This window comes from Tepidibacter aestuarii (assembly GCF_934924865.1).
Classification (GTDB): domain Bacteria; phylum Bacillota; class Clostridia; order Peptostreptococcales; family Peptostreptococcaceae; genus Tepidibacter_A; species Tepidibacter_A aestuarii.
On the sequence record NZ_OW235315.1, the window covers coordinates 2,479,820 to 2,500,182 of the forward strand.

19 protein-coding genes and 1 pseudogene are annotated in these 20,363 nt (G+C 28.9%); 6 read left to right on the forward strand and 14 right to left on the reverse strand.

Annotated features, from left to right (window positions below; genetic code table 11):
• Positions 1-8 precede the first annotated feature (8 nt).
• Together M2214_RS12295 and M2214_RS12300 are read left to right on the forward strand one after the other, a co-directional pair.
• Entirely contained in the window at positions 9-1,262 is a 1,254-nt protein-coding gene (locus M2214_RS12295) for a lactate/malate family dehydrogenase (protein ID WP_248478758.1), read from the forward strand.
• 24 nt (positions 1,263-1,286) lie between these two features.
• Positions 1,287-2,333, forward strand: a complete 1,047-nt coding sequence (locus tag M2214_RS12300; RefSeq protein WP_248478760.1) for a flavodoxin family protein — start codon at positions 1,287-1,289, stop codon at positions 2,331-2,333.
• 41 nt (positions 2,334-2,374) lie between these two features.
• Here M2214_RS12300 and M2214_RS12305 read toward each other — a convergent pair whose 3' ends face one another.
• The 3 genes from M2214_RS12305 to M2214_RS12315 form a co-directional block, all read right to left on the reverse strand.
• The gene (locus M2214_RS12305; protein ID WP_248478762.1) at positions 2,375-2,857 is read right to left on the reverse strand and encodes a GNAT family N-acetyltransferase; all 483 of its coding nucleotides are present in this window, start codon (positions 2,855-2,857) and stop codon (positions 2,375-2,377) included.
• 282 nt (positions 2,858-3,139) lie between these two features.
• Complete coding sequence (locus M2214_RS12310) at positions 3,140-4,174, reverse strand: FAD:protein FMN transferase (RefSeq protein WP_248478764.1); 1,035 nt, start codon at positions 4,172-4,174, stop codon at positions 3,140-3,142.
• 199 nt (positions 4,175-4,373) lie between these two features.
• Entirely contained in the window at positions 4,374-4,853 is a 480-nt protein-coding gene (locus M2214_RS12315; protein WP_248478772.1) for a QueT transporter family protein, read from the reverse strand.
• Positions 4,854-5,009: 156 nt separating this feature from the next.
• On the opposite strand from M2214_RS12315, the gene M2214_RS12320 reads away from it, so the two are divergent.
• Positions 5,010-5,600 carry a 3'-5' exonuclease gene (locus M2214_RS12320; RefSeq protein ID WP_248478774.1) on the forward strand — a complete coding sequence of 197 codons (591 nt, stop codon included), beginning with the start codon at positions 5,010-5,012 and terminating at the stop codon, positions 5,598-5,600.
• Positions 5,601-5,679: 79 nt separating this feature from the next.
• On the forward strand, positions 5,680-5,871 hold the full coding sequence (locus M2214_RS12325; protein WP_248478776.1) for an EscE/YscE/SsaE family type III secretion system needle protein co-chaperone: 192 nt from the start codon (positions 5,680-5,682) through the stop codon (positions 5,869-5,871).
• Between the two features lie 88 nt (positions 5,872-5,959).
• Here the strand turns inward: M2214_RS12325 and M2214_RS12330 are convergent.
• Both M2214_RS12330 and mreB read right to left on the reverse strand, forming a co-directional pair.
• A pseudogene (locus M2214_RS12330) lies at positions 5,960-8,047 on the reverse strand (thioredoxin domain-containing protein).
• A 138-nt stretch (positions 8,048-8,185) separates the two neighbouring features.
• The gene (gene mreB, locus M2214_RS12335; protein ID WP_305879800.1) at positions 8,186-9,181 is read right to left on the reverse strand and encodes a rod shape-determining protein; all 996 of its coding nucleotides are present in this window, start codon (positions 9,179-9,181) and stop codon (positions 8,186-8,188) included.
• A gap of 554 nt (positions 9,182-9,735) precedes the next feature.
• Between mreB and M2214_RS12340 the strand changes: the two genes are divergently transcribed.
• On the forward strand, positions 9,736-10,455 hold the full coding sequence (locus tag M2214_RS12340; protein WP_248478778.1) for an MBL fold metallo-hydrolase: 720 nt from the start codon (positions 9,736-9,738) through the stop codon (positions 10,453-10,455).
• Between the two features lie 203 nt (positions 10,456-10,658).
• Here the strand turns inward: M2214_RS12340 and M2214_RS18455 are convergent, their stop codons facing one another.
• On the reverse strand, positions 10,659-10,739 hold the full coding sequence (locus M2214_RS18455) for a DUF255 domain-containing protein (protein WP_408648330.1): 81 nt from the start codon (positions 10,737-10,739) through the stop codon (positions 10,659-10,661).
• A gap of 148 nt (positions 10,740-10,887) precedes the next feature.
• Between M2214_RS18455 and M2214_RS12345 the strand changes: the two genes are divergently transcribed.
• Positions 10,888-11,979: a GerAB/ArcD/ProY family transporter gene (locus M2214_RS12345; RefSeq protein WP_248478780.1), complete on the forward strand. Its 1,092-nt coding sequence runs from the start codon at positions 10,888-10,890 to the stop codon at positions 11,977-11,979.
• Positions 11,980-11,987: 8 nt separating this feature from the next.
• On the opposite strand, the gene M2214_RS12350 is transcribed toward M2214_RS12345, so the two are convergent.
• The 8 genes from M2214_RS12350 to M2214_RS12385 all read right to left on the reverse strand — a co-directional run bounded on the left by M2214_RS12350 (position 11,988) and on the right by M2214_RS12385 (position 20,361).
• Entirely contained in the window at positions 11,988-12,623 is a 636-nt protein-coding gene (locus M2214_RS12350) for a hypothetical protein (protein WP_248478782.1), read from the reverse strand.
• The gene (locus M2214_RS12355) at positions 12,623-13,624 is read right to left on the reverse strand and encodes a uroporphyrinogen decarboxylase family protein (RefSeq protein WP_248478784.1); all 1,002 of its coding nucleotides are present in this window, start codon (positions 13,622-13,624) and stop codon (positions 12,623-12,625) included. Before M2214_RS12355 ends, M2214_RS12350 begins: the two co-directional genes overlap by 1 nt.
• Before the next feature lie 2 nt (positions 13,625-13,626).
• Entirely contained in the window at positions 13,627-14,268 is a 642-nt protein-coding gene (locus tag M2214_RS12360) for a cobalamin B12-binding domain-containing protein (RefSeq protein ID WP_248478786.1), read from the reverse strand.
• A 15-nt stretch (positions 14,269-14,283) separates the two neighbouring features.
• On the reverse strand, positions 14,284-15,411 hold the full coding sequence (locus M2214_RS12365; protein ID WP_248478795.1) for a GNAT family N-acetyltransferase: 1,128 nt from the start codon (positions 15,409-15,411) through the stop codon (positions 14,284-14,286).
• Between the two features lie 11 nt (positions 15,412-15,422).
• Entirely contained in the window at positions 15,423-17,156 is a 1,734-nt protein-coding gene (locus tag M2214_RS12370; protein WP_248478797.1) for a DUF4091 domain-containing protein, read from the reverse strand.
• A 13-nt stretch (positions 17,157-17,169) separates the two neighbouring features.
• Positions 17,170-17,979, reverse strand: coding sequence for a carbohydrate ABC transporter permease (locus M2214_RS12375; RefSeq protein ID WP_248478799.1), 810 nt, complete (start codon positions 17,977-17,979; stop codon positions 17,170-17,172).
• A 14-nt stretch (positions 17,980-17,993) separates the two neighbouring features.
• Positions 17,994-18,935, reverse strand: a complete 942-nt coding sequence (locus M2214_RS12380) for a carbohydrate ABC transporter permease (protein ID WP_248478801.1) — start codon at positions 18,933-18,935, stop codon at positions 17,994-17,996.
• Positions 18,936-19,083: 148 nt separating this feature from the next.
• On the reverse strand, positions 19,084-20,361 hold the full coding sequence (locus tag M2214_RS12385; RefSeq protein WP_248478803.1) for an ABC transporter substrate-binding protein: 1,278 nt from the start codon (positions 20,359-20,361) through the stop codon (positions 19,084-19,086).
• Between the last annotated feature and the right edge of the window lie 2 nt (positions 20,362-20,363).

A 20,363-nucleotide genomic window follows, 5' to 3' on the forward strand; every position in this document is an offset into this window, starting at 1 on the left:
ATGATTAAATGTTTTTTTATAAATTAGATGATAAAGTTCTATTCTCAAACTTTAATTACGATTTAGATGAAATATCAGAAACTGAGGCAATGAACAACGAAGATACCATATATTTTTTAAATAAATTAAATCCATTAAATTCAAGAAGAATGTTTTGTGTTTCACATCCAAGTTTGCTTTATTTAGAAGAAGAAAATACAAATCTAATCGATATATGTGATGATTTTAAGTGTAATACTCCTTTATGGATAATGGATAAAATAAACGATAGAAAGGTTATGGGTATAAATACAAATTACCTTAATTGGAAAGATTCAATAAATTATACTTTACCTAAATCGTGGAGAGTTAATATAGTAGGCCTTGGTGATGTAGGATCTACTCTTTTAATAGGTCTTAAGCTTTTAGGTGGCAATACTATAAACTGCATAGGTTTATATGGATTAAATAAATCTAATCTTCAAAGGCTAGAGTATGAAATGAACCAAATAATAGATCCATTTTCCGATGAGTCTATGCCACAAATAAGCGTAGTAGAAGAAAATGAACTGTTTGACTGCGATATATTCGTATTTTGCGCATCAAAAGGAATACCTCCTGTTGGATCAAATGTATCTGATGTTAGAATGATTCAATTTGAAGAAAATGCAAAAATAGTAAGTCATTACGCTAGAAAAGCTCGTAATTCTTGCTTTAAGGGAATATTTGCAGTGGTATCAGACCCTGTAGATCCACTTTGCAAGGTTTCCTTTATATCTAGTAATAAGGATGAAAATGGAAATTTAGACTTTCTTGGTCTAAGCTCAGATCAAATTAGAGGTTATGGCCTTGGAGTTATGAATGCCAGAGCTATATATTACTCTAAAAAAGATTCTAATACAGAAAAATATATAAATGAAGGCAGAGCCTTTGGACCTCACGGAAAAGGTCTTATAATAGCTAATAGTATAAATAATTACAATGAAGAATTATCTCTAAATCTTACTGATAAAGCTATAAATGCAAATATAGACGTTAGAAATACCGGATTCAAGCCTTATATTGCTCCAGCTTTATCATCAGGAGCCCTGTCACTTATAAATACTATGAAAGGCAATTGGAACTATAGCTCAACTTATACAGGAAATGTATTTATGGGTGCTAAGAACAGATTGACACAATCTGGAGTCGAAATAGAAATGCTACATCTTCCAGAACAATTGTTAAATAGAATAAAAAATACTTATAAAGATTTAAATGATATAGACTGCTTCAAATTCTAATATTTAATCGAGGGAAGTGTTATTATGAATACTCTTTATATTGTAATGCCAAGTGCATCACAAGAATTCAAATCATTTATACATAGTCTAACTGACGATTTGAATACTATATTTATTGAAGAAGAATCAAACTTACCCGATCTTAAAAATAAAAAAATATTATTTGCATTAGAGCTTGATGATTGTGGGTTTAACAATACTTTATTCTCTATAATATCTAAATTATATAAAAGAGGAAAAGACTCTTTAAATAACTCAAGTGCAATATTAATAGTTCAAAGTCCAAATGAATTATACACAAAGAGTTTATCCCAAAATATAATATTTCTACTAAATCAAATAGGGTGTTCATTTATAGGGCACCCCCTAGTTGAAGCTACTAAAGACTTAAATAACTTCATGACATGGAAGAAAAGATTAAACCTTGAGCTTGATAATATATATTTTCAGCGATCTAAAAAACTAATTAAAAATTTTATGAAGAAACACTACGAGCGTATAGAAAATCCGAATATACTAGCACTTCACGCTAGCTCTTATGAGACGTCTAATACATTGATGCTTTGGAATATGGTAAAAGAAAATCTAACTAACTGCACAATAAACGAATTTCACGTTGAAAATGGAACAATAACAGATTGTAAGGGATGTTCTTATATAGCATGTAAACACTACAGCGAAAATGACAGTTGTTTTTACGGAGGAACTATAACTAAAGAGCTCTTACCTAGTATAAAAAAAGCTGATTGTATAATATGGATATGCCCAAACTACAACGATGCTATATCTGCTAAGCTTATGGCAGTTATAAATAGACTTACTGTTCTTTATAGAAAAATGAAATTTTACGATAAAAGTATATTTTCTATAATAGTTTCTGGAAACTCAGGAAGTGACTCAGTAGTAAAACAACTTATAGGCGCTTTGAATATAAATAAGGGTTTTCATATTCCACCTAATTTTTCTTTAATGGCAACAGCTAATGACCCTAAGAGTATATTAAATGTAGGCGATATAGATTCAAAAGCAAAAGAATTCGCAGATCATATTATGGATAATATAAAAAAATAATCCAAAATAGAAATAAAGCGATTAAACTAATCGCTTTATTTCTATTTTATAGTTTTTTTTACTTCATAAATCATTTTTATATCTACCTCTTCATAGTGACTGTCATCTAAAGCTACTTTTTTAAAACCCAATTTCTCATATAGTCCAATCGCAGCTTTTAATTTGCTATTTGTATACAAAACTATATTCTTGTATCCTAACTGATATGACTCCTCAATAGCTTTTTCCATTAATTTTCTTCCAAGTCCTAATCCTTTAAAATTACTATCCACTGCCAATTTTAAAATCTCAACGGTGTCATGTGATGATGGTTTTAGGGCAACTGTTCCTATTATTTTTTCATTTTTTCTCAGCAAATAAACTTTTCCATTCTTATCCAAGATTTCTCTTTCAACATTTTGAATTATTATCTCGTCCTTATCTTCCAATAAATCATACTCCAATAACCATCTCATATTAAGATTAATATATTCATCTCTATACTTTCTATCGTATTCAATAATTTCAATTATATTATTTTCCATTATATCCTCCTACTACTTATAAATTTCGATTTACTATATTCTCCCTCTGTTTATATTTGCCTTATTTAACTATTTTCACTCTATTTTCAATAATTTAATTTCTCATAAATACAGAAACTATATGCAAGGTAGATTTAATAAATAATCTTTGTTTACAAAATCGTTGTATTCCCAGTATTTTTATATATAGTTTTGATACCCTACATAAAAAGAAAAAAGTAACTACTTAGATTTAAATTGTACTAAATCTAGATAGCTACTTTTGGTTAAACATTAATATATTTAGTTTTTATACTTAAATTCCTCATTTGTAAGTTCAAAGCTCTCCTTAAGTCCAGATGTTGTATAAACTTCTTTATCCTTAGTTACAAATATAGCCTCTACACCATCTAGTGACTCTATAAGCTTCACACCTTCTTCAAGACCCATTAAATAAACACTAGTAGATAAAGCATCTGCGTCTATTCCACTCTCTGTTATAATACTAGTGCTGATAACTCCTGTATCTGCCGGATATCCAATTGTAGCATCTATTATATGGTGATATCTTTTTCCATCTTCTTCGAAGTACCTTTCATAATTTCCAGATGTAACAATAGATTTATCTTCTACACTTGCAATTCCAAGATATTCTCCTCTAGGTTCTAAAGGATTTTGTATTCCTATTCTCCATTTTGAACCATCTATTTTACTCTGATATGCCATTACATTACCACCTAGATTGACAAATGCTGATTTTATATCATTTTCTATAAAAATCTTTTTTATTTCATCTCCCACATAACCTTTTGCTATAGCTCCAAGGTCTATACCTTGATTTTGTCTTTTTAAATATATTGTTTTTTGAGCTTCGTCAAATACAACATCCTTGTAATCTATAATGCTTATAGCATCCTCTATCTCACTTTGAGATGGAACCTTAGCATGTTCAGTCCCTATACCCCAAATATTAACTAAAGGATATACTGTAAGGTCAAATCTTCCATTTGTAATATCACTGTATTCAAATGCTTTTTTAGCTACATACATAGTTTCATCACTTACTTTAATACTTTGTTTACCTGCATTTTTATTTACAGTAGTTATCTCACTATCCTCTATATTCGCAGACATTTTCTGCTCTATATCTTTTATTCTTTTTATAGATTCATCTATAACTTTATTTGCCTTATCTTGATCTTTATCATAGACTTTAAAATCTATTATTGTTCCAAGAGCAAATGTTTCTCTTGATACAGGTTCTATTTCTTTATTAGAACATCCTGTAATTCCTAGTATTAAACTTATAGATAAAATAAATAATATTATTTTTTTCATATGTATTTTCCTTTCAAATTAGTTTTATCAATTTCAAGAATGATATTAATTATCACTACCTTAACATTCATTATAATGAATTTCTTTTAATAAGTCAAAATTCATATACTCATGACGCCAATGAGTCTTTCAGACTACGTTGATTAAACTTCGTAGAAAAAAAGAAACAATTAGTCTTCCCTAATTGTTTCTTTTTATTTTATCCTAATTTAAGTGTTTTTAAGAAATTCTCTTTATTTAAAATAGTCTTAAATACCGGATATCCCAGTACTGTCACCACTGCAAATTCTCCAATCAATACATATGCTGCTGAACTTAAGTATGGTAAATTAAATAGATAATGAAGCTCTGCTCCTATTATCAAACCATTTATTATGCTCGGCCAAAAGCTTGCTATTAGTAAATTTTTACTTCTACTTACTAAGTATACACTTATAAGTGTAGCTGTACTTCCAACTACAACATCCACCATTCCAAGTGGACTGAATAAATTGGCTATGATACATCCTAAAACTAAACCTGGTATATAAATAGGATTTATAAATGCAAGTAAAGTTAGAATTTCTGATATTCTAAATTGAATTGCGCCATAGCTTATAGGTGCTATAGCTATTGTAGCTACAGCATAGATAGCGGCAACTATGCCTATAATTGCTATTTTTTTAGAATCTAATTTCATGTTATTATACCTCCTTGTTTTCTTTTAGAAGTGGTTATGCAAGGTGAACACTTCAGCAGCATTTCATTATATCATAAATTTCACAATGCAATCAATCTCTAAAATAGTGTATAATTGTAATAATCGCACTAATAGTTTTAATAAGGAGAGATTTTTATGAAAAAAGTTTTTATAGATACAGAAACAACAGGACTAAACCCTGGACAAATACTTCAACTTACATACTGTGTATGTGATATAAATGATAAAGGTGAAGAAAAAGTTGCATATGCCAAAAATTTCTTTTTTGATGTTGATTATGTGGAGCCATCCGCAGAAAAAGTCCATGGCTTTAGCTTAGAAATATTAAAATCATTATCAAACGGGCAAAAATTTAAAGATGTTTATAAAGAAGTTGCAAATGATTTACAAGGAGGCCTTTTTATAGCCCATAATGTAAACTTTGATAAAAAATTCGTAGATGCAGAATTCAATAGGCTTGATGGTGTAGTATGGTATCCACATGATTTTTTCTGCACTATGGAATACTTTAAACCTATAATGAATTTAAAAAATAAGAGTGGAAGAATAAAAAAACCTAGACTTGAAGAATCTATGCAATTTCTTCAAATAAAACCCGAAAAAGTTTTAGACGGAGCTAAAAGACTTTTTAACTGTGATGACGTGAACTTTCACGATGCAAGATATGATGTTGCAGCACTCGTATCGTGCTACTATAAAGCAAAAAAACTTGGTTATACTCTTTAATTCATAAATCTGTGAATTATCATTTTTTTTAAAGCCATAATATATTTATAGAAAAAAATATATTATGGAGGAAATTTAAATGGAAAACGAAAATGCTAAAGTACACGTACAAAAAGCAAAGCAACAACTTCAAAGCTCTACTGATTACTTAAATAATGCACTTAGTACAGTAGAACAACCTCAGAATAAAGAAAACATAGAAAAAACTTTAAAAGCTGTTCATGATGCTATGCAAATAGTTAACGATACTTTAAATACTTATCAAGAATAGATATATTAGATGATATCAAAAATCAGGCGAACTAATTCGCCTGATTTTTTAATTAAATTAATGTATTACTAATGCTTTAATTTAATTATTATTCTAGATAATTAATCTCAGTTAATAATTCTATAAACTTCTCTATATCTGAAGTAGGCCTATTACATGAAAAATTTTCACATATATAAGCTGTTGCTTTATTATCAATCATACCTTGATTTTCTACAAAAGGTACTCTCTCATATAATTTTGGATCTCCATCATTAAGGATAACTGTTGTAAATGGTAAAAAACGCTGATTAATATTCTCTAACATGTTTTGTGCATCTTTATCATCTCTATCTCCTACAATAACAACTTCCTTTGTAGCTATGTTAGCAAATAAAAATGCCATCATAAAGTGACTATAAGAATTAGGGTTTTCTTTAACATTTCCACCAAAGACATTAAATTGTGACATAGCTTTTTCTTCTAATTCTTCGTTTCCTGTAATTTTTGCTAATCTTAACATATTCATAGTAGCTACAGAATTTCCAGAAGGAGTAGCACCGTCATATATATCCTTTGGTCTTACAACTAATTCTTCACTATCTTCTCCATTTATAAAGAATCCACCTTCGTTTTTATCCCAAAATAGGTTTATCATATCATTATTTAAATCAATAGCATTTTGAAGATATACTATATCAAAAGTTGTTTCATATAATTCTATCAAACCCCAAATCATAAATGCATAATCATCAATTGTAGCTAAATGTGCTGCTTCACCATCTCTATATCTTGCTAATAGCCTTCCATCTTCTCTTTTCAAATTATTCAATACAAAATCAGCTGCTTTTTTTGCAGCATTGATATAATCTAGATTATCTAATACCCTTCCTCCATATGCCATTGCAGCAACCATTAATCCATTCCAAGAAGTTAATATTTTGTCGTCTTTATAGGGATGTACCCTATCTAGTCTATATTTAAATAATTTATCTATGCATTCATCTAATTTTTCTTTTAATTCTATGTTATTCTCCATTTCGTTTAAAGAAGTATTTATTAGATTTGGTATATTCTTACTTTCAAAATTCCCACCATATGTTACATCATAATACTTACAGAATAGTTCCCCATACTCTTGTCCTAAAACAGTTTTTATTTCTTCTACATCCCATACATAGAATTTACCTTCTTCTCCTTCTGAATCTGCATCTTCAGCGGAGTAAAATCCTCCATCTGTTGAAGTCATGTCTCTAAGAATATAAGTAAATATTTTCTCTGCAATTTGTTTATATCGATTACTTGGCATCAATTGATATGCTTCTAAATAAGTAATTGCAATCAATGAATTGTCATACAACATTTTTTCAAAATGAGGAACTAGCCATTTTCTATCTGTAGAATATCTAGAAAAACCAAATCCTATATGGTCAAAAATGCCTCCCTTATACATACTATCTAAAGTTTTCTCAACAATTTCTAATGCTTCTCTTTCTCCTGTAGCTTTATAATATCTTAATAAGAATGAGAGATTATGAGTAGTTGGAAATTTTGGTGCATTCCCAAATCCTCCGTATATACTGTCATACATATCATTCAGTTCACCGAATGCATCATGTATAATATTCTTTGACATTTCACTTTTTTTGTTTATAAACAAAGATTCTGAGACTGCATTATGAATATGCTCGCTAGATTTTTCAACATCTTCTCTTTTTTCATTCCATAATTTCGAAACTTCTTTTAATATGTCTATTAATCCAGGTCTTCCATATTTACTTTCTTTAGGAAAGTATGTTCCTGCATAGAATGGTCTTTTTTGTGGTGTCATAATAACAGTAAGAGGCCACCCTCCCTGCCCTGTTAAAGTCTGACAAAATGACATGTATATAGAATCTATATCTGGTCTTTCTTCTCTATCTACCTTTATTGAAACAAAATATTTATTTAGAATATCTGCAACATCATTATCTTCAAAGCTTTCCCTTTCCATAACATGACACCAATGACAAGTACGTAATTAACAGTAAATTCAGCTATACCCAATAGAAAGGAATACAGGCTTATCTTCATCTTTCGCCTTTTTAAAAGCCTGATCTCCCCATGTATACCAATCAACAGGGTTATTTGCATGTTGAAGTAAATAAGGAGACTTTTCCCTAGATAATCTATTGGGTACTCGAGTATTTATTGTCATATTTATCACCTCCTAATTAAATTTTAAATATAAATCCTTTCTATATAGTTCCCATTTTACACTTATATATTATTTATATCAGATAAATTTAAAAATAAATAAGACACTAATATATCTTAGAATAAATTGCAACTTAAGTTAAATTTTATCCATCATATCCAGGCACCTCCCCGCACCAAGAACAGCACAATCAAGTGGATCTTCTGCAATATACGCAGGTATATGTATTTCACTATATATAAGTTTATTTAATCCTTTTAGAAGTGCTCCGCCACCTGAAAGCATTATACCCTTGTCCATTATATCCGCTGCAAGCTCTGGTGGAGTTTGTTCAATGACAGCTTTAATCGCTTCAATTACTGAAATTACTGGCTCTTTCAAAGCTTCCCTTATTTGACTCTCTGTAATAGTAACAGCCCTTGGAAGCCCAGTTACTAAATCTCTTCCCCTTATTTCCATATTTCTTTCATCATCTTCTACATATACAGAACCCAGCTCAATTTTAACCTTCTCTGCTGTTCTTTCTCCTATAATTAGATTAAACTCTTTTTTTACATAGCCAATAATTGCCTTGTCTAATTCATCTCCTGCTACTTTTAAAGTTTTGCTTATAACAATTCCCTGAAGAGAAATAACTGCCACCTCAATAGTGCCTCCACCTATATTAATAATCATGTTCCCAACAGGCTCATTTACAGGTAGCCCTGATCCTATGGCTGCAGCCACAGATTCCTCAATTAACATAACCTTACGTGCACCTACTTGCCTTATTACCTCATTAATTGCTCTCTTTTCAACCTCGGTAATTCCTGAAGGATGTGAAATTGCAATTCTAGAGCTTTTAAAAACACCTTTGCCATTAACCTTATCAATAAACTTTTTCAACATTTGCTCCGTTAAATCAAAGTTCGCAATTACTCCACCCTTTAAGGGTTGAATAGTTTCAATACCTTCTGGTGTTCTACCTGTCATATTCTTAGCATCTAATCCAGCTGTTAAAACTTGTCTATTTCTGGTGTTTACAGTTACCACGGAAGGTTCTCTTAATAGAATTCCTTGTCCTTTTACATATAAGAAAGTATTTGTTGTTCCTAAATCTATGCCTATATCCTTAGAAGTCATAAAGAATCTCATTATTATTTCTCCTTTCTAATTTACAACACATCTTTTTTTACATAATATTGAGCATAATGTATTTAGAAGTAAACTTATATTTTTCACAAAGTCACTACTAGATTACTTTTCTACTGTATATATCTTAATTTGATTGCTTCTCAACACACAAATAATTTATATTAAACTATAATTTGTAAAAGCATTATTATTTATAAACAGTTTATCATATTATATATATATATATATATACGGGATGTAGTCTATTTTTAGAGGGGCAAATAAAAGATATATTAAAACTTATAAAATGACGTCTGTATTAATCAATTTCAAAATTAATAATATAATTTAATGATTAAATTTCATTTTCATATATTAAGAGAATCATTGGTTGATTGTCTATGTTAATTTCTATATAATATAATTAGTTCACATTTGTAAAAATTTGTATAATGAATATCATTTATATAACCTGCAATAAATATCAAATATTAACTACGACTGGTGAAAAAGAAATTTTAAGAAAAAGTTAATTTATAGAGAGAGAGGATAAAATGAAAAAGTATGTTCTGCCATTGCCATTGAATTTTAAATTTAAAGATATTGAATTAACAATTCATCCAACAATATTGAATGATGATAAAGATTTAATTTTAGTAGATTGTGGGTACCCTTACTTTGAAAAACAAATCCAACAAGCTATGAAAAGGCTTGGTTTTTCTATAAGTGATATCACCAAAATTATTATTACTCATCATGATCATGATCACATGGGAGCATTAAAAGAAATTATTGATCACTATTCCAATATAGAAGTTTTTTGTTCTGCAGATCAAGCACCTTACATAACAGGAAAAAAGAAGTCTTTACGTCTGATTCAAGCAGAGAAAAATCATATATTTTTAAATGATGAAGATAAGATTAAAAATCAAGAGTTTATAGATATGATTGCATCTGTAAAAAATATTAATAATGTGACAATTGTAAATGATGGTGATATTCTTCCATACTGTGAAGGGATAGAGATTATCAATACAAGTGGGCATATGCCCGGACATATCTCTGTTTATATTCCAAAAGAGAAGACACTTATTGCTGGAGATGCACTTGGTGTGTGTAATGATAATTTATGTATAGCTAACCCACAATTTGTATTAGACATGGATAGAGCTACCCACTCTATAGATAAGCTACTGAAGTATGATATTAAAAAGATTATATGCTATCATGGCGGTGAGTATAGCAATGACGTTAGAAATAGCTTAAAAAGAATTGTGGAAAATGATTCCTTCTAATTAAGAAAACAAAGTATATCTATAACTTTATAAATGGTTTCTTTGGAGAGAAGAAGTAAAGAACGCATTTTCCTTTCTATAGGCTTCCCCTCTGTGTATATAGCTGTCGTGTGATATAAAAAAAGCTATCCCTCAAACTAAGATATAGACTATATTCTTTTATTTTACTTAGTTCTATAATACTTGTAATTATCGACAAGCTATCAATGACAAGTCGAGTAACCTATACTTAAAAATATAGGTTTATCTTCTTTCTTTGCTTTTTCATGTATATTTTTTGACATATTATCACCTTATTTCTTGCTGCTTTTATTTAGTTTTCCACTGTGCAAGTTGGACTATTCATACACTTAAAGATATTCTTTCTTAGAATTAAACTAACCTATTTAGGTTAAACTATGGTATGACTTTTAACTGTTAGGAGAACAAATAATGAATAAAGAAGTTATTTCAGATAAACAAGGTATATGTCTTATAACATTATTTATAACAGGAAGTACTTTTGTAATGGGTATTGGCGGTGAAGCTGAAAAAGACTCATGGTTAGCTATTATATTATCAACTCTGTTTGCATTTCCGATATTAATGATTTATGCTCGACTTCTTTCTCTTTTCCCAAAAAAAGACCTATTTGATATTTTTGAAATAATTTTTGGTAAGTTTATTGGAAAATTTATTAGTATATTATACATTTGGTTTTCATTACATTTAGGAACATTAGTTTTAAGGAATTTTGGAGAATTTATTGTTACAATTTCACTATCCAAAACCCCAATGATTATACTTATGACTTTTATTATTTTTTTATGTACTTGGAGTACAAAATGTGGAATAGAGCCTTTGGGTAGATGGGGAGAACTTTTTATATGCTTAATTATATTTCTAGTAATTACAGGAGTATTAGCGTTAGTTCCTAATACAGATATTAATAATATTCTCCCTATATTAGATAAAGGAATAAAACCTGTAATCAAAGGAGCTTTTGGTGTCTTTTCATTTCCTTTTGCTGAGACAATTTTGTTTTGTTTAGTTTTTTCATCATTAAAAGATAATCAATCACCATATAAGGTTTATATATTTGGATTAATAATTGGAGGAGTTATAGTGTTTACAACTTCATTAACTGAACTTTTAGTATTAGGATCAAATTTATATGGAAATCTATTTTTTCCTGCACAACATGCTCTGTCCAAAGTGAATATTGGTGGTTTTATACAAAGAATTGAAATAATTACATCTATATCTTTTTTAACTGGAGGATTTATTAAAATAAGTATATGTTTGCTAGGTGCTTGTAATGGAATTGCTAAATTATTTAGTTTCAATAACTATAGGTTTATAGTAACCCCTGTTGCAATGTTAATGCTTAATTTATCTTATCTGATATATGATAGTATTTTTGAAATGATTGAATGGAGTTTTACGACATGGCCCTACTATGCTTTTTTATTTCAAGTTATTTTGCCTGCTACAATATGGATTGTTGCAGAAATAAAACATAAAAAGCACAATAGTTTACACTAGTGCGCTTTTTAGTAACATTTATTTTTACAGTTCTGACATCTATCTATATTATTCTCCTTTGATCCTATCCCAAATATAACACCTACAGTTTTTATAGGAAAGAATTGATAATGTTCATTGATTTTAATATCAATATTTTCATCCTTTAATAAATCAAATATTATTCTTTGGCTTGATACTTCAAAATCCCTTTCACCAGGATATATTTCTGCCGATATTTTTAAATCTGATATTTCATTTAAGATATTACATTTTATTTTATCTTTTATATAATCTAGTGCAACTACACCTATTTTATCTAATATCATACCTCTTATCATTTCACTATTATTAGTATAATATTTTATCCTATGCTCTATATCTACTCCTATAGTATAAAGTGCTACATAAATACTTTTGCACCCTTTTAACCTGTTAAAAACATATTTTCCTTTAAGTATATATTTATTTTCAATAGTTATTTGATTGTTATCATTATCTATTTTAAATTGTTTTAAATATATCTTAGGTTTTATAAATTTAGCTGCTGTATTACACTCTTCATCAATTTTTGTTAGTATAATTTCTTGAGGTTTTCTTTTAGAATACCCCAAAAATTTCAGTACACTATTTTTATCTATGTATATATTCTCGATATTTTTCATTATATCTGTATCCTATCTAATTCTTTATAGTTCATTCTTCCTGTTTTAATTGCACTTTGTAGATTTTTTACTGGAGTATCATTTAAACAATTACAACCAAAAGCACATAAATAATTATTATTTTGTCTCATAATCTTCATCAACTTTATAGTCTCTTTTTCTATATCCTCTGGTTTTCCTCTTCCTAAAAGCTCTATAGGATCAAGATTACCTATTAATACAATATCATTCGGTATTTTTGATTTTACCTCTTCGTAATTCATAATTTGATCTAAACTTATAGCATCTAAACTACAACTAAGCATATTATCCAATATATCAGAAGTATCTCCACATATATGCATACTCTTCCAGCAACTCAGTTCATCGTATATTTTCTCTACATTTGGTACAACATATTTATCAAATCTTTCTGGATTTAACATAACTGCTGCTGGCTCTGACATAGATATAAATTTAGCACCTGCTTTATTTACCGCTACACTATATCTTCTAACAGTTTCTGTAGTAAACTCTAATAATTTTTCTACAAATTCAGGATTAGTTATTATACTTCTCAAAAGATGAGTTGCTCCTGCAAGCTGAACTGCCAATGTAAATGGTCCTTGTATAGAAACATACAGAGGTTTTTCTATATTATTTGCTATTAATGACAAGCTTTCAAGATTAACAGGCATTCTCCCACTTTTATAAGGATCTGGAACTTCATATTTTTTTAATATTTCTATATCTTTAATTGGATGGTTTAATACGCTTGGGAAGTCATAATCTGACTTTAATATATCAAGTCCCAGCGTTTCACAAAAAATTATTCCATCACAAAATGAATATATAAAATCCGACTCAAATGTTTCATCCATAACCTTTGCCATTTCTAGTTGTTTGCTTGGATCTTCATATACATCATAGGCTTTATAATCTGTTAAAAATAGTCCATTAGTTCCCATATCCGGAAGAAAAAAACCTCTTTCTTCACTATTTATATATTCTAATAAAGTCATTTTTACAGTCCCCCAATTAATTTATCTACAAGTTTTACAGCTTTTGGAGCATTTTCTGAATATCCATCAGCACCTATTTCTACAGCATAATTTTTAGTTATACAACCTCCACCTATAATTACATAAGGTTTTTTTTGAATATCAATGCTATTTAGCTCTTCTATTAATTTTTTCATTTGATTCATAGTAGTAGTCATCATAGATGAAACTGCTATAACCTGAGCTTTTTCCTGTATAGCTGTATCTATTATATCTTTATTATCTATGTTTACTCCAATATCTATAACTTCATATCCAGCAGCTTCAAGCATAATCTTTACAATATTTTTTCCTATTTCATGAGTGTCACCTTTTACTACAGCAAAAACTACTTTTCCCTTGCTTTTTTTATTTATTTTTCCATAACTTCTTAACACTTCAAGACCCTTATTTAAGGTATCTGCACAAACTATAACCTCTGGTATATAATATTTTTTGTTTTCAAACAACTCTATAGCTCTGTTCATTCCATAATTTAACCCTTCATTGTAGATATCATCTATATGTATATCATCACATTTTAAAGCCTCTATAATTAAATTTTTAATATTTCCTTCTCCCATATTGACTATACAGTCGGAAATCTTTGTTAATACAGCATTCATATAATATCCCCCTTATTATTGATAGTTAAGATTAGTAGGCCATACAAAATTTATTGGGAATACATCTTTTATAAACTTTTTAATATGGGGCTTTTCATTTAAAGATTCTTTATTAATTTTCCCCTCGAAAAATAACTTATTTAAACTATCTACATTCTCTATCAAAATTTCTTCATCTTTATATTTTATTAGATATTTTCCACTTAAATCTTTAAACTGGGTATTATCTAAAGTTTTCTTATCTACATATTGAATGAAATAATAATATAAGCTTTTACACAGTTTTTCATAATTTATGATTTTTATAGTTCCATGTAAATAGTCTATACAAACCTCATCATATTTTTCTATATGATTTTTATAATCTTTTACATGTACCCAATGATCAATATAATCTAAATCGTACTTATATGAAAGATAAGAAATAGTATTATGTACATAATTAGGTGCTAAATTTAACTCTATAATTTGTCCTGATTTTTTTCCTTCCTCATCTATTAATCTTATAACTATATATCCAATTAGTTTATCGTCTTTCTTTATTATTAATTTTTTATATGTATAGTTTCCAAATGGTGTTGTAGCAGATTTCAATAATATTTCGAACTGTTCTTTTGTTCTAAAATATCTTGTAGCGTTTTGATTGTACATTTGCATAATTTCATTTATATATTTCTCATCATATTCTTGTATATCTAAATTTAATGAAATATCTTTAGGAACCATAGTATATTTATAGAAGTTTTTGACTTTACTACACATTCTTCTTGTATATAAACTTCTATCCCCCGATATCAATACTATATCTACACCATCATCGTACATCTTTTCCTCTACTTTATCTAAGATTTTTGATGAATACCCCTTACCCTCATATTCTCTGCCAGTGCAAACAGCTCCTATTGATGCAACCTTTACCTTAATTCCTTGTATAAGTACATCTTGAATTAAGTAGTTTACATCAGATACTATTTTTCCATTTTCTTTTATAACAATCATATTCTCTATATTATCTTTATTAAGAAGCAGAGGAAATTCCTGCTGCATAGTAGGATTATATTTATTGGATATTCTAAATACTTTATTTATCAGTTTTATAACTTCTTCAAATTCTTCTATTCTTGCACTTTCTGGGTTTATCATTTTCATCACCTTTAAATTAAATATTTTTTAATCAATTTGTTTCTCAAATCATTATATTTATTGTAATCTAGTGAATAGTCCATCTTTACTTTTCTTTCAGGTAAAGCTCTCATTTCTTCTTTACGTCCTAAAAGAGTTTCTATTTGATTTAAAATTTCATCTTTTGATATCCCTTTGTTCTCTATTTCCTTAAATATATTAAAGTCTTGAATTCCGAATAAGAAATTCTTATATCTTACACTGTGCATAGGCTCTAAGTTTTTCCCTGGATATACAAAGAACATATCTCCAGCAGTCCATCTAGGATACTTATAACTTGCATCTTCAAAAACATTTCTAGGCCATATACCATATGCCCATCTTAAAAATCCATCAACATCAAAATAATAAGTAAACCATCCTTTAAGTCTACTTTCTATTAGAGGTGATTTTAAGAATATATTAAGTTTTTCTGGGAAGCAACATGAATACCAAGTTAAAACTCCACCTCTTTTATTAACTTCTTCTTTTAGCTTTTTTATAGAATCTATATTATTTACGAATTCACAAGTATTGAGAGATAATGATTGTATATTCTCACCGTGTTTGTCAAAAAATTCTTGATGGTGAATTGCACATTTATACTTTATTTCATACTCTGGTATAGCTGATTGTATAAAATCAGAGCATTCTTTAAATATTTGAGCATTATCAGGTTCATCGCTTATTATCTGAACCTTATCCCATAACTCTTTATCTACAAGATGATTAAAAAGTGATGATAAATAATCTCTTAATTCTTCTCTACTTTTTATATAATCAAAGCATCCATCTTTTTCATCATAATATATAACTCTTAAAGCATCCTTATGTTCTTTTACAGGATTACCAAATAAAAAAGCATCCCAATTTCCTATTAATCCAAACAAGTTAATCTCTTGTTTTATTCCATATTTAAAACATATATCTATATATCTATCTAATGAAGAAAAATCACACTGTATTTTACCTTCTTTATTCTTAAATACCTTTACAATATTCATCTCAAATAAATTTGAAAAGTTTTCATGGACTTCAAAACATCTTTGACCAGCCCACGAATAATCTGTAACTACAAGGTCTATAACTCTTTGACCTAAGTTCCCTAGGTCCTTCATATAGTTATCTATTATTTCAAAGTGCTGATCTGAAAAATACTCTACATCATATGCTCTTGCCCAGTTGCACAGATGCTGCCATAAATCTAGGAAAAACTCACCTTGTTTAACAGGCTTTAATATGTAATCTATAACTTTAATTTCCACTTCTTTTTCTGATACTAGTGTTTCTCTTTCATATCCTTCAGAGTAAAAAGCTTTAATTTTTAATTTAATAGTCTCTTTGTCATAATTCTCAGGAATTTTTCCCTCTACCCAAATCATCTGATGATCTTTTTGTATATACAAAGACTTTTTATCTAGTATAGGATCTGCTACTAAATTTTTCATATCATCTTTTACATATCCTAAAAAGCTCATTTTAAAGTAATCTCTTAAACTATTATCTATATCTAATTCTAAGCGAATTTTATCCCCTAATCCTTTCCAATGAACATCGTTTGTTTTTCCCAATTGGCAGAAATAATCTTTATCTAAATTTATAAGAACTTGAAATCCAAATTCTTCTTGTTTTAAGACATTAATTTCTTTCTTCATTTCTATTAAATTTTCTTCTTGTCCTATTATGTGCTTTGAAGATGAGTCATATAAATTCATATTAAAATTCAAGTTAATCACTCCCTTATCCTTTTATCCCAGAAAGAGTAACCCCTTCTACGAATCGTTTTTGCAAAATCAAATAAATTATAAAAGATGGTAAAAAAGTTAATGTAGATCCAGCCATTACCAAGCCATAATTAACAGTATATTGAGCATTTAAGCTTGAAAGTCCAACTGTCAATGTTCTAACAGAATCATTAGTTGTAATAATTAACGGCCATAAAAACTCATTCCATGCACCTATAAATGTAAATATAGTAAGTGTTATTATTGCAGGCTTTATTAAAGGAACTACTATTTGAAAAAATATACTAATGTCAGAACAACCATCTATTCTAGCTGAATCTATTAGATCATTAGGTATATTAAGTATTGCTTGTCTCATTAGAAATATACCAAAAGCAGTTGGTATAGGAAGTATAAGTGCAAGATAACTATTAATCCACCCTAATTGTCTCATTATTATATAAAGCGGAATCATAGTTACTTGAGAAGGTATTATAAGTGTCATAATCATAAAGAAAAATATTTTTTCATTCCCTGGAAATTCTTTTTTTGCAAAAGCAAATCCAGCTAAACTACTAAATAATACATTTAACACTACACCTGATATAGCTATAAATAAACTATTCAAGAAATAATGCACAAAACTAGTATCTCTAATTATAGTTATATAGTTTTTTAAAGTTATATCAGATAAAGAAAAATCAAAGTTATAAGCTGTATATGTAATCTTAAAAGATGTTATTACCATATATACAAAAGGAACTATCATACAACTTGCAACCATAAGTAAGACTATGTTCCCAATTATTTGTTTTATGCTTTTCATATAGTTCCTCCTTTTTAGTAAATAGATTTATCCTTTTGAAGTAATTTTCTTTGAAGTATTGATATAATAGCTATTAAAAGAAATAATACATTCGCAACAGCCATTGCATACCCAGCTCTAAATTGCTTAAAAACTAAGTTATATATATGTAAAACCATAGTCATAGTAGATACACCAGGCCCTCCACCAGTTAATGTATATACAAGATCAAATGTCTGAAGCGACCATATACAACCTAGAAAAACAACCATTATAGTGGTAGGTTTTAAAAGTGGTACAGTTATATAAAAGAATTCATGCAATTTGCTCGCTCCGTCAACTCTAGCTGATTCATAATAACTCTTAGGAATATCCATAATTGCTGATATATATATAACCATAAAGTATCCTACATTTTTCCATATAGATATACCCATAAGTGTAGGTAACGCAAGTTTTGGATTTCCTATCCAATTAGGAGCATTAAATCCCAAATGAGTAAAAATTATATTTAGTGGCGATGTGTCTCCATTAAGAAATATTCTCCATACAATTCCAATAAGTATCATAGAAGATATTACAGGTACAAACATAGCTCCTTTAACAAATTCATTTAGTCTACTTTTCTCCCTTTTAGTTATCCATACAGCCATTAATAAAGCTATTGAAGTTTGAAGTGGGACAACACCCGCTGTGTATACAATTGTATTTTTAAGTGATGCTATAAACATCTTATCTTGAGTAAGATTTAAATAATTCTTAATACCAACGAATTTTGCAGGAGCCATTATATTGTATTTTGTAAAACTAAAATAAACAGACATTATTATAGGAATTACATAAAAGCTAATCAACAATATACCTATTGGAAGTATGTACCCATAAGCTGTAGCTTTTTTTAATATTTTTCTTTTATTAAAACCAAGTAATGTAGGTCTTTTTAAGTCTTCGTTTTTATTTAAAACTATATCTTCCATAAAAATCTCCTCTTTAAGTCTAAATTTTGAATTACCACTTCAAAATTCACAGTATATCCTGTAGATTTTGAACTAACAATTCACTATATGAAGATAAGCAGCAAAAATATTTAATATTTTTGCTGCTTAATATTATTATTTATCCAAATTACTGATCTTCTGCTAATAAATCATTTGCATATTTAGCTGCCTCATCTAAAGCTTCTTTTGGTTCTACTTCTCCAACCATCATTCTTTGCAGCTGCTTCCATAGGTAATCATAAACCTCAACACCATGAGGAGCTACAACTAATGGTCTATATATTCCTTGATCATTTTCTATCATCTCTTTAAGTCTTGCATCTCCTTGATATGGTTCATCCTTAGATATTGGAGCTCTCGGATGATATTTATGGAATTTTGTCATAGATTCAGCACTTAACATATGCTGCATTAATTTAAATGATAATTCTTTATCATCAGCTGCTGACATTAACGTTAATTGATCAACTGATGCGAATGTTCCCATATCCTTATTTTCTAATGAAGTTATAAATCCATAATTAAGATCTGGGAATGATTTATCTAGTATTTCAGATGCTGCTGATGAAAGCCAAATTGAGAATGCAGATTTTCCAGGTCCAAACGTAGTTTGTAACATTTCTTTGTTAGTTTGTGCCATTGCATTATCTGGAATTACTTTATCTTTAAACTTAAGGTCATATAAGAATTGAGCTGCTTCTAATCCCTCTTCATCATTAAATCTTACAGTTTTTAAATCGTCGTTATAAAGTTCTCCACCTGCTTGCCATAAAAATCCATACCAGTTCCAGTTAAGATCTCCAAAGAAGTTTGCTCCCCATCCTTGAGAGAATCCCCACTGATCTATTTTTCCATCTCCATCAGTATCTTTTGTTGCTTTTTTAGCTATTCTTCTGAAGTCTTCCCAAGTTTTTGGAGGTTCTTCTCCAAGTTCTGCTAATATGTCTTTGTTATAATAAAGAACTGCTGGGTTTGCAGCTTCTATAGCAAGTCCATATATTCCGCCTAACATTTTACAGTCATCTATGTATATATAGTTTTCCATATCTTTTTCTGTTAGGTAGTTAGTTAAATCTTCAACTGCTCCCATTTTAATGAATTGTGGGAACATTTCTGCGTACATGTATCCAACATCAGGTCCTTCTCCTGCAGCAATTGCAGTTGCATATTTTTCAGGATATCCTTCCCAAGGTATTATTTCCAAATTAATTTTCACATTATTTTCTTCTTCAAATTCTTTAAGTATAGGCTCCCAAACAGGTTTATCGTTTTCCCCGATAGGAGGTAGCCATACAGTTAACTCTTTTGTCGCTTCTTCTGTTTTTTCAGTAGAAGTTGATCCACATCCAGCTAGGACAGATACTGTCATAACTAAAATTAAGGCCATGGCAAATAATCTTCTCATCT